An 11,414-nucleotide genomic window follows, 5' to 3' on the forward strand; every position below is an offset into this window, starting at 1 on the left:
GCTACTCCAGGACGTGCCGGCCCTCCGGCTGCGCGCTGCACGACGCCTTGAAGGAGCAGTGGCCGCAGTGCTGGCCGGTCGTCGGCGTGAACCGCTCGTCCAGGACCCGGCCCGCGGCGGTCGCCAGCAGGTCGGAGACCCACTCGCCGTCCGGCGGCGCCTGCGCCTGCACCTTGGGCGCGGCGTCGCCGCCCTCCTTCTTGGGGGCCGCCTGGCGCAGCTGTACGAGTTCGGCGCCGCCCGGTTCCGGCCGTGTACCGCCGAAGGCGTCGTCGACCGCGCCTTCCCGTACCGCCAGCTGGTAAACGGCGAGCTGGGGATGACGGTGGACCTCGTCCTTCGTCGGGGACTGCTTGCCGGTCTTGAAGTCGACCACGTAGGCGCGGCCCTCGGCGTCCCGTTCCACGCGGTCCATGGAGCCCCGGATCCGCACTTCGTACTCCCCCGCCTCCAGCGTCACGTCGAAGTCGTGCTCGCTGGCGACGGCGGTGCGGCCGGCCCGGTCCATGACGTGCCAGCGCAGGAAGCGTTCGAGGGCGGCGCGGGCCTGCTCCTTCTCCTGGCGCGACTTCCAGGGGGCGTCGAAGACGAGCCCGTCCCAGACCGAGTCGAGCCGTTCCATGAGGACGGCCAGGTCGGCGGGCGTACGGCCGGAGGCCACCTCGTCGGCCAGGACGTGGACGACGTTCCCGAAGCCCTGGGCGGCGGTCGCGGGCGCGTCGGCCTTCACCTCGCGGCCCAGGAACCACTGGAGCGCGCAGGTGTTGGCGAGCTGGTCGAGCGCGCTGCCGGAGAGGGTGACCGGCTGGTCCCGGTCGCGCAGCGGCACGGCCGAGCGCGTCGGCTCGTACAGGCCCCACCAGCGGTACGGGTGCGCGGCCGGTACGAGCGGCTGGCCGTCGTCGTCGGTGAGCGCCGCGAGCCGGGCGAGGCGGCGGGCGGCCTCCTCGCGCAGCGCGTCGGACGCGGCCGGGTCGACGGTGGTGGCGCGCAGCTCGGCGACGAGCGCGGCGACGGACAGGGGGCGGCGCGGGCGGCCGGTGACGTCGCGGGGTTCGACGCCCAGTTCGGCGAGGAAGCGGGAGGGCTGGTCGCCGTCGTCGGCGGGGGCCTTGACCGCCGTGACGACCAGGCGGTCGCGGGCGCGGGTCGCCGCCACGTAGAACAGCCGCCGCTCCTCCGCGAGGAGGGCGCCGGGCGTCAGCGGTTCGGCGAGCCCGTCGCGGCCGATCCGGTCCGCTTCGAGGAGCGAGCCCCGGCGGCGCAGGTCCGGCCAGAGCCCTTCCTGGACGCCCGCGACGACGACGAGGCGCCACTCCAGGCCCTTGGAGCGGTGGGCGGTCATCAGCCGGACGGCGTCGGGGCGGACCGCGCGGCGGGAGAGGGTGTCGGCCGCGATGTCCTGGGCGTCGACCTCCTCCAGGAAGTTGAGCGCGCCCCGGCCGCCGGTGCGTTCCTCGGCGCGGGCGGCGGTCTCGAACAGCGCGCACACCGCGTCGAGGTCGCGGTCCGCGTTGCGCCCGGCGGTGCCCCCGCGCAGGGCCGCCCGCTCCAGCCGGGCCGGCCACGGGGTGCCGGACCACAGCGCCCACAGGGCCTCCTCGGCGGTGCCGCCCGCCTCCAGCAGCTCGCGGGCGGTGCGCAGGAGCGCTCCGAGGCGCTGGGCGCCCCGGGCGTACGCCGGATCGTGCGTCACCAGGCGCTCCGGCTCGGCGAGCGCCCGGGCCAGCAGCTCACCGGAGGGCGCGGGCACCTTGTTGCCGGCGGCGCGCTCCTCGTCCCGCAGGGCGCGGCCGAGGCGGCGCAGGTCGGCGGCGTCCATCGCGCCGAGGGGCGAGCCGAGCAGGGTCAGCGCGGTCTCGGTGCCGAGCCAGGAGGGGGCGGGGGGCTCGGGGGCCGCAGGGGTCTCCGGAGCCTCGGGAACCTCGGCCGCCCCACCCCGCACCGCCGCCTCCGCCACCGCGCGCAGCGCCGTCAGGAGCGGGCCCACCGCCGGTTCGTGGCGCAGGGCCAGGTCGTCGCCGTCGACCTCCAGGGGGACGCCCGCCGAAGTCAGGGCGCGGCGCAGGGAGGGCAGCGTGCGGCCGCCGGCCCGGACGAGGACCGCCATCCCGGACCACGGGACCCCGTCCTCCAGGTGTGCCCGGCGCAGCAGGTCCGCGATGTTCTCCAGCTCCGTGGAGGCGGTCGGGTAGGTGTACGCCTCGACGGAGCCGCCCTCGCGGACCGCGCCCAGTTCGCGGTGGGCGCGGACCTTCGCCGACGGCAGCCGGGTGAGCGGCATCCGCCGGGTGAGCAGCCGGGTGGCGGCGAGCAGCCGGTCGCCGGAGCGGCGCGAGGTGGTGAGGACGCCGACCGGGGCCGGGGCGCCGTCCGCCCGCCGGAACATCTCCGGGAAGTCGAGGATGCCGTTGACGTCGGCGCCCCGGAACGCGTAGATCGACTGGTCCGGGTCCCCGAAGGCGATCAGGTCCCGCCCGCCGCCGCCCCCCGGGGTGCTGCCCCGGTTGCCGGCCAGCGCGTGCAGCAGCCGCACCTGGGCGGGGTCCGTGTCCTGGTACTCGTCCACGAAGACCGCGTCGTACGCCCCCGCCAGCTGCGCCGACACCTCGGGACGCTCCGCGAGCAGCACCGCGCGGTGCACCAGCTCCGCGTAGTCCAGCACGCCCTGGGCGTCCAGCACGTCGAGGTATTCGGCGAGGAAGCGGGCGGCGGCGCCCCAGTCGGGCCGGCCGGTGCGCCGGGCGAAGGCCGCGAGGGCGTCCGGGCCGAGGCCCAGCTCACGGCTGCGGGCGAGCACCGCGCGTACCTCGTCGGCGAAGCCGCGCGTGGTCAGGCAGGCGCGCAGCTCGTCGGGCCAGCTGATGTGCGGGCGGCCCTCCTTCTCCAGTTCGAGCTGGCCGGCCAGGAGGTCGCGGACGGTCACGTCCTGCTCGGGCCCGGACAGCAGCCGCAGCGGGTTCGCGAAGAGGTCGGCGTCCTGGTGGGCGCGGACCAGGGCGTAACAGAAGGAGTGGAAGGTGGTGGCCTGGGGTCCCCGGGCGGCGCCGAGCCGGGCGGCCATCCGGTCGCGCAGTTCGACGGCGGCCTTGCGGCTGAAGGTGAGGACCAGCAGCCGGGCCGGGTCGGCGCCCCGGGCGATGCGCGCGGCGACGGCTTCGACGAGCGTCGTCGTCTTGCCCGTACCGGGACCGGCGAGGACCAGGAGCGGGCCGCCGGGGTGGTCAACCACGGCGCGCTGCGCCGCGTCCAGGAGAGGGGGCTCCACCGAACCCGGCAGGGTGCGCACCAGCCGGTACGGACCCGTGGTCCCCGGCCGTGCGTGACGGTGAGGACTGTGCCGGGTGGTGGAGGAGGTGCTCACGTGGGTTCGCCGGTCCTGGTGGGTGTACGGGTGGGGGTGCGGCGTCCGCCGCGAACTGAAGACGCTACTCCGGCGCGCCCCCCGAATGCGGCGGGACGGCTGCGGGGATCGTCACGTTCTTCCGGCCCCGCACCGTACGGACGCGGATCCGCCCGATCCGCCGCCCCATGGCCGAAGCTGTCAGGTGTGAGCTCCCCCACCGCCGCCGCCCGTCACGCCGTCCCATCGCGCGCGCCGCATGTCCAGGCGCGGGAGGTGGCCCTCCGCGCTCGCCGGGGCCTCGCGCAGCGGGGTGTTCTCCGCGCGGTAGTGGTCCAGGGCGCGCAGCTCGTGGCCGGGCAGCAGCCTGCCGTCGGAGCGCACCACGCGCCACCACGGCACCGCGCTCCCGTACAGCGCCATGACCCGGCCGACCTGGCGCGGGCCGCCCTCGTCCAGCCACTCCGCGACGTCGCCGTACGTCATGACGCGGCCGGGCGGGATCAGATCGGCGACGTCGAGCACGCGCTCCGCGTACTCCGGCAGCGCGTCGCCCGTGGGGTGTTCGCTCATCCGCCCCATCCTGCCGCACACCACCGACAGCGCGGCCCGTCCGGCCCGGCCCGTGTCCGTGCGCACACGCAGCGTGCACACGGCGGCAAAGCAGCGTATGTTGCGCATCGCACGCCCCCGCATCGCACCCTGATGCCCCCTTGCGCCCATCGGCCGTGCCACCATCATGCGGGCGGTGACCGGTGATACGAGAACACGAAGACCAACCAGAGGCGACGAAGGAGCAGGGCGTGCAGCCACCGAAGGCGGCGGACGCCTCCGATGCCGAGCCGCGTCCGGACAGGGCCCGGCGGGAGCCGGGCACGGACGCGGAGAACCCGGCCGGATCGACCCTCGCCGGCTCCGACGAGGCGCAGGCCGAGCGTGTCTCCGGCGACGAACCGCTGCTGCCCGCCCGGGTGCACCGCCCTTCCGACCTGCTGCGCCTGCTCATCGGGGTGCTGGCGGTCGTCGTGCTGTTCTCCGTCGCCGCCTTCGCCCACGGCACGACCACCGGCCTCGAAGAGGACATCAACAAGGGCACCGGACAGGCCCCCGACCTGCTCATCAAGCTGGCCGGGCTGGTCTCCAGCATCGCCGTGCTGCTCGTCCCGGTCGCCTTCGCCATCGAGCGGCTGATCAAACGCGACGGGCTGCGGATCGCCGACGGGGTGCTCGCGGCGGTGCTGGCGCACGGGGTGACGCTCGCCACGGACCTGTGGGTCGCCAAGTCCGCCTCCGGCACCCTCCGCGACGCGCTGACCCAGCCGCAGCCCGGCGCCTCGGTCACCGACCCCGTGCACGGCTACCTCGCGCCCGTGATCGCGTACATGACCGCCGTCGGCATGGCGAGACGGCCGCGCTGGCGGGTCGTCCTGTGGATGGTGCTGCTGCTCGACGCCTTCGCGATGCTGGTCGGCGGCTACACGACCCCGTTCTCCATCGTGCTCACGGTGCTGATCGGCTGGACGGTGGCGTACGGCACGCTGTACGCGGTCGGCTCGCCGAACGTCCGCCCGACCGGCCAGCACCTGATGGCCGGTCTGCGGCACGTCGGCTTCCGGCCGGTCACCGCGATGCGCGCCGAGGACGCGCCCGACTCCGGCGACCAGAGCGACCGGGGGCGCCGCTATCTGGTCTCCCTGGAGGACGGGCCACCGCTCGACGTGACCGTCGTGGACCGCGAGCAACAGGCCCAGGGGTTCTTCTACCGGGTGTGGCGCAGGCTCACCCTGCGCGGCATCACCCAGCGGCGGTCCATCCAGTCGCTGCGCCAGGCGCTGGAGCAGGAGGCGCTGCTCGCGTACGCGGCGATCGCCGCCGGTGCCAACGCGCCCAAGCTCATCGCCACCTCCGAGCTCGGCCCGGACGCCGTGATGCTGGTCTACGAGCACATCGGCGGGCGGTCCCTGGACGCCCTGGAGGACGCCGAGATCAGCGACGACCTGGTGCGCGGGGCGTGGGAGCAGGTCAAGTCCCTCCAGTCGCGCCGGATCGCGCACCGCAGGCTCACGGGCGACGCCATACTGGTGGATCGTTTCGGCAAGGTGTTCGTCACCGACCTGCGCGGCGGCGAGATCGCGGCCGGTGACCTGGTCCTGCGGATGGACGTCGCACAGCTGCTCACCACCACCGGGCTGCGGGTGGGCCCCGAGCGGGCCGTGGCCGCCGCGCTCGCCGTGCTCGGCCCCGACGCGGTCGCCGACTGCCTGCCCCTCCTCCAGCCGATCGCGCTCAGCCGCTCCACCCGGGCACAGCTGCGCCGGCTCGCCCGGGAACGCTCGCAGCGCGAGCGCCAGGCCGTCCTCGACGCGTCGGACGCGGCCAAACGCGCCCGGGCCGAGGACGCGGAGCTGTCCAGGAACGCGGACCGCAAGAACGCCCGCAAGTCGCTGCGCACCGAGAAGCAGGCCGAGAAGCGGGCCATGGACGACGCCCTCGATGAGGCGCGCGAGGAGGACCTGCTCTCCCAGATCCGCCGCGAGGTCCTGCTGATCCGGCCGCAGGCGCCGGTCGAACCGGTCCGCCTGGAACGCATCAAGCCGCGCACCCTGTTCAGCTTCATCGCCGGTGCCATCGCCGCGTACTTCCTTATCTCGCAGGTCACCGAGGCCGACTTCGGGGCGGTCGTGGAGCAGGCGGAATGGGGCTGGGTGGCCGCCGCGCTCGGCTTCTCGGCGCTGAGTTACGTGGCCGCCGCGATGAGCCTGCTGGGCTTCGTGCCCGAGCGGGTGTCGTTCGGCCGGACCGTCCTCGCGCAGGTGGCCGGGTCGTTCGTGAAGATCGTGGCGCCGGCGGCGGTCGGCGGGGTGGCGCTGAACACCCGGTTCCTCCAGCGCTCCGGGGTCCGGCCCGGCCTCGCGGTGGCCAGCGTCGGCGCGTCCCAGCTCTTCGGCCTGGGCTGCCACATCCTGCTGCTCGGCGCCTTCGGCTATCTGACCGGCACCGAGAAGACGCCGTCCTCGCTCACCCCGTCCAGGACCGTGATCGCCGGGCTGCTGACGGTCGCCGTGCTGGTGCTGGTGGTCACCGCCATCCCGTTCCTGCGGAAGTTCGTGGTGACCCGGGTGCGGTCGCTGTTCGCCGGGGTCGTCCCCCGCATGCTCGACGTGGTGCAGCGCCCGCAGAAACTGCTCACCGGGATCGGCGGAATGCTGCTGCTGACCGGCGTCTTCGTGATGTGCCTGGACGCCTCGGTCCGGGCGTTCAGCGGACCGGACACCCCGCACCTCAGCTACGCGAGCATCGCCGTCGTGTTCCTCGCCGGCAACGCGCTCGGCTCGGCCGCGCCGACGCCGGGCGGCATGGGCGCCGTCGAGGGTGCGCTGACGCTGGGTCTGATCGCGGTCGGGCTGCCGAAGGAGGTCGCCGCCCCGGCCGTGCTGCTGTTCCGGCTGATGACCCTGTGGCTGCCGGTCCTTCCCGGCTGGCTGTGCTTCAACCACCTCACGCGCAAGGGGCAGCTGTGAAACCCGGGCGCTGACCGGCGGGGCGTGCCCGCCCTACGTGCACGGGCCACCCAGTTGGCCCGGCACCCCGTGCGCGCGCCCCGCCGCCACCGCAGCATGGAGCGATGAGGACCTCCCCTGCCCTGCGCGCCGCGGCCCTCGCCGCCACCGTGACCGTGCTGCTCCCCCTCGCCGGCTGTGCGGACGGCGGTGACAAGGAACCCGCCGGCCCGACGAGCCAGGGCCGCGCGGCGAACGCCGCCACCGGCAGCCCGTCCGGCCTCGCCTCCCAGAAGCTGACGTGGAAGAAGTGCCCCGCGCCTTCCCAGGCCCAGGGCGGCGGAAACCCGCCCTCCCCGCTGCCCGGCGGGGCCAACTGGGAGTGCGCCTCCATGAAGGCCCCCCTCGACTACGCGAAGCCGGACGGCGACACCATCGAGCTGGCGCTCATCCGCGCGAAGGCGATCAGCCCGAAGAAGCGGATCGGCTCACTCATCTTCAACTTCGGCGGCCCCGGCGGCTCGGGCGTCGCCACCCTGCCCGCATTCGGTACGGCGTACGACAAGCTGCGCGCCCGGTACGACCTGGTGAGCTTCGACCCGCGCGGAGTGGGGAACAGCGACGGCGTCGAGTGCGAGACCGACAAGCAGCTGGACGCCCGCTACCAGGAGGACGGCACCCCGGACGACGCGACGGAGGAGAAGGCGTTCGTCCAGGACACCAAGAGGTTCGCCGCCGCCTGCGAGAAGCGGTCCGGTGAGCAGCTTCCGTACGTCGGCACCACCAATGCCGCCCGCGACATGGACCTGATGCGCCACGTGCTCGGCGACGACAAGCTGTACTACTTCGGCATCTCGTACGGCACCGAGCTGGGCGGCGTCTACGCGCACCTGTTCCCCAAGAAGGTCGGCCGGGCGGTCCTGGACGCGGTGGTCGACCCCACCGAGGACGCCGAGCAGTCCTCGCTGAACCAGGCCAAGGGCTTCCAGCTCGCCCTGGACAACTTCACGAAGGACTGCGCGGACCGGGGTGACGCCTGCAAGCTGCCCGGGTCCGACGCGAAGGAGATCGAGCAGGGCATCTCCTCCCTGCTGGACCGGCTGGAGAAGAAGCCCATCAAGGGCATCGGCGCCCGCAAGCTGACCGAGACCCAGGCCACCACCGGCATCGCGGCGGCCCTCTACTCCAAGGAGACCTGGCCGCTGCTGGAACAAGGTGTGGACGAGGCCGACGGCGGGAACGGCTCCCTGCTCCTGGCGCTCGCCGACTCCCTCAACGGCCGCTCCGACGACGGACGCTACGACAACTCCGCCGCCGCCTACTCCGCGATCAGCTGCGCCGACTCCCGCGAGCGGTTCACGCTGGAGCAGACCAGGGCGAAGCTCCCCGAATTCCGCGACGCCTCGGCGGTCTTCGGGAACTACCTGGGCTGGGGCCTGATGGGATGCACCGACTGGCCGGTCAAGGGCACCTGGAAGACCCCCGACGTCAGCGCCCCCGGCTCCGCCCCCATCCTCGTCATCGGCAACACCGGCGACCCGGCGACCCCGTACGAGGGCGCCAAGGCGATGGCCGGGGAACTGGGCGAGGGCGTCGGCGTGGAGATGACGTACAAGGGCCAGGGGCACGGCGCGTACAACAGCGGCGACGCCTGCGTGCAGAAGGCGGTCGGCGGCTATCTGCTCGACGGCAAGGTCCCGGAGGCCGGCACGGTCTGCGGCTAGGACGGCCACGGGCCCCCCTACGATGGGCGAACTGCCGTACGGGCAGCGCTCGACGGGGAGGGAACGCACACGTGGTCGCACACGCACGGGCCGGGACACTGGCCGCCGCCGCACTGCTGCTGACGGGGGTGCTCGCGGGCTGCGAGGACGGTACGGACGACAAGCCGGGCAAGCGGGCGGACGGCGGCACCGCCTCGTCGTCCGCCTCGCAGCACCTGGACTGGGCCCGTTGCGAGGCTTCCGAGGGCGGTGAGGCGCCGGGCTCCGAGTGGCGCTGCGCGACGGTGAAGGTGCCGCTGGACTACGCGAAGCCGAAGGGCGACACGATCGGCATCGCCCTGATCCGCAAGGAGGCCACGGACCGGGGCAAGCGCCTGGGCTCGATGCTCTTCAACTTCGGCGGGCCCGGCGGTTCGGGCGTCTCGATACTGCCGCGCGCCGCCGCAGGGTACGCCACCCTCAACTCCCGTTACGACCTGGTGGGCTTCGACCCGCGCGGGGTGGCGCAGAGCGCCGGGGTGCGGTGCCGCGACGACAAGGCGCAGGAGAAGGCGTACCAGCATGTGGACATGACCCCGGACACGGCGGCCGAGGAGGCGGCGTTCATGGCGGACGGCGCCGACTTCGGGGCCGGCTGCGCACGCCTGTCCGGCAAGGTCCTCCCCTACGTCGGCACGACGAACGCCGCCCGCGACATGGACCTGATCCGTCAGGCCCTCGGGGACGAGAAGCTGACGTACTTCGGCATGTCGTACGGCACCGAGCTGGGCGGCACGTACGCCCACCTCTTCCCGGAGCACGTGGGGCGTACGGTCCTGGACGCGGTCGTCGACCCGACCGCGGACGCCACCGGGCACGCGCGCAACCAGGCGACCGGCTTCCAGCGGGCGCTGGAGAACTACTTCGAGGACCGCGGCGAGGACCCGAAGGCGGGCACCCGGCGGGTCGCGGCGCTGCTGAAGCGGATCGACGCCGAGCCGCTGCCGACCGGCACGGACCGCGAGCTCAACGAATCGCTGGCGATCACCGGCATCGTGACCCCCCTCTACTCCAAGGACAGCTGGCCCACCCTCACCCGCGCCCTGGACGAGGCCGAGAACGGCAGCGGCGCCACGCTGCTCCAGCTCGCCGACTCGTACAACGGCCGGGACGAGAACGGCCACTACGACACCCAGAACCACTCGCAGCGGGCCATCTCCTGCGCGGACGGCAAGGCGCGGCCCACGGCGGCCGAGGCGAAGGCGCTGCTGCCCGAGTTCCGGAAGCTGTCCCCGGTCTTCGGCCCGTTCCTGGCCTGGGACACGGCGGGCTGGTGCTCCGGCTGGCCGGTGGCGGGCGAGCACGACGACCCGGAGGCGAGCGCCCCGGGCGCCGGTCCGGTCCTGGTCGTGGGGACGACCGGCGACCCGGCCACGCCGTACGAGGGCGCCCGCCGGATGGCGGACGAGCTGGGCGAGGGCGTCGGTGTACTGCTCTCCAACGAGGGCGAGGGGCATGGCGCGTACGGCGGCAACAGCTGTGTGACGTCCACCGTGGACTCGTACTTCCTGGACGGGGAGGTCCCGGTGGACGGCAAGACCTGCTCGTAACGGCGCTCGAGAACGCGGAAGGGGCCGGTCCGCGCGATGCGGACCGGCCCCTTCCGGACGTTCTAGTAGACCGGCTTCTCGGGCTCGATCTGGTTGACCCAGCCGACCACGCCGCCGCCCACGTGGACCGCGTCGGCGAAGCCCGCCGACTTGAGGACCGCGAGGACTTCCGCACTGCGGACACCCGTCTTGCAGTTCAGGACGATGCGCCTGTCCTGCGGGAGGTCCTGGAGGGCGTTGCCCATCAGGAACTCGTTCTTCGGGATCAGCCGGGAGCCCGGGATCGCGACGATCTCGTACTCGTTCGGCTCGCGGACGTCGATGATCTCGATCTTCTCGTCGGCGTCGATCCACTCCTTGAGCTGCTTCGGAGTGATGGTCGAACCGGCCGCCGCCTCCTGGGCCTCCTCCGACACGACGCCGCAGAACGCCTCGTAGTCGATGAGCTCGGTGACGGTGGGGTTCTCGCCGCAGACCGCGCAGTCGGGATCCTTGCGCACCTTGACCTGGCGGTACTGCATCTCCAGGGCGTCGTAGATCATCAGCCGGCCGACCAGCGGGTCACCGATGCCGGCGAGCAGCTTGATGGCCTCGTTGACCTGGATCGAGCCGATGGAGGCGCAGAGCACGCCGAGGACGCCGCCCTCGGCGCAGGACGGAACCATGCCCGGCGGGGGCGGCTCCGGGTAGAGGCAGCGGTAGCAGGGTCCGTGCTCGGACCAGAACACGGACGCCTGGCCGTCGAAGCGGTAGATCGAGCCCCAGACGTAGGGCTTGTTCAGCAGGACCGCGGCGTCGTTGACGAGATAGCGGGTGGCGAAGTTGTCCGTGCCGTCCACGATCAGGTCGTACTGGGAGAAGATGTCCATCACGTTGTCGGCTTCCAGCCGCTCCTCGTGAAGGACGACGTTGACCAGGGGGTTGATGCCCTGGACCGTCTCCTTGGCCGACTGGGCCTTGGACTTGCCGATGTCGCCCTGGCTGTGGATGACCTGGCGCTGCAGGTTCGACTCGTCTACCTCGTCGAACTCCACGATGCCGAGCGTGCCGACACCGGCGGCGGCCATGTACATCAGGGCCGGCGAACCGAGGCCGCCGGCGCCGACACAGAGCACCTTCGCGTTCTTCAGCCGCTTCTGCCCGTCCATCCCGACATCCGGGATGATCAGGTGGCGGGAGTACCTGCGGACCTCGTCGACGGTGAGCTCAGCAGCTGGCTCGACCAGGGGTGGCAGCGACACAGGAACCTCAACAATGC

Annotated in this window: 6 protein-coding genes; 3 read left to right on the plus strand and 3 right to left on the minus strand. The window is 73.2% G+C overall.

What is annotated here, in order from left to right:
* Position 1: 1 nt before the first annotated feature.
* Together ABZ565_RS26370 and ABZ565_RS26375 are read right to left on the minus strand one after the other, a co-directional pair.
* Positions 2–3,364: an ATP-dependent DNA helicase gene (locus ABZ565_RS26370; RefSeq protein ID WP_361031706.1), complete on the minus strand. Its 3,363-nt coding sequence runs from the start codon at positions 3,362–3,364 to the stop codon at positions 2–4.
* Between the two features lie 180 nt (positions 3,365–3,544).
* A complete protein-coding gene (locus tag ABZ565_RS26375) occupies positions 3,545–3,916 on the minus strand; it encodes an MGMT family protein (protein WP_361031709.1) in 372 nt (123 codons plus the stop codon).
* Positions 3,917–4,146: 230 nt separating this feature from the next.
* Between ABZ565_RS26375 and ABZ565_RS26380 the strand changes: the two genes are divergently transcribed.
* The 3 genes from ABZ565_RS26380 to ABZ565_RS26390 all read left to right on the plus strand — a co-directional run bounded on the left by ABZ565_RS26380 (position 4,147) and on the right by ABZ565_RS26390 (position 10,156).
* On the plus strand, positions 4,147–6,864 hold the full coding sequence (locus ABZ565_RS26380; RefSeq protein WP_361031712.1) for a lysylphosphatidylglycerol synthase domain-containing protein: 2,718 nt from the start codon (positions 4,147–4,149) through the stop codon (positions 6,862–6,864).
* 104 nt (positions 6,865–6,968) lie between these two features.
* Complete coding sequence (locus ABZ565_RS26385) at positions 6,969–8,567, plus strand: alpha/beta hydrolase (RefSeq protein ID WP_361031715.1); 1,599 nt, start codon at positions 6,969–6,971, stop codon at positions 8,565–8,567.
* A gap of 71 nt (positions 8,568–8,638) precedes the next feature.
* Entirely contained in the window at positions 8,639–10,156 is a 1,518-nt protein-coding gene (locus tag ABZ565_RS26390; protein WP_361031718.1) for an alpha/beta hydrolase, read from the plus strand.
* A 62-nt stretch (positions 10,157–10,218) separates the two neighbouring features.
* On the opposite strand, the gene moeZ is transcribed toward ABZ565_RS26390, so the two are convergent.
* Entirely contained in the window at positions 10,219–11,397 is a 1,179-nt protein-coding gene (gene moeZ, locus ABZ565_RS26395; protein WP_361031721.1) for an adenylyltransferase/sulfurtransferase MoeZ, read from the minus strand.
* Positions 11,398–11,414: the final 17 nt, after the last annotated feature.

Origin of the sequence: Streptomyces sp. NPDC016469 (assembly GCF_040632905.1) — a bacterium.
GTDB lineage: Bacteria > Actinomycetota > Actinomycetes > Streptomycetales > Streptomycetaceae > Streptomyces.

What these genes read in the sequence shown, in the direction of transcription:
- ABZ565_RS26375 (WP_361031709.1), bottom strand. Translation starts at nt 3,916, where the DNA reads ATGAGCGAACACCCCACGGGCGACGCGCTGCCGGAGTACGCGGAGCGC.
- ABZ565_RS26385 (WP_361031715.1), top strand. Translation starts at nt 6,969, where the DNA reads ATGAGGACCTCCCCTGCCCTGCGCGCCGCGGCCCTCGCCGCCACCGTG.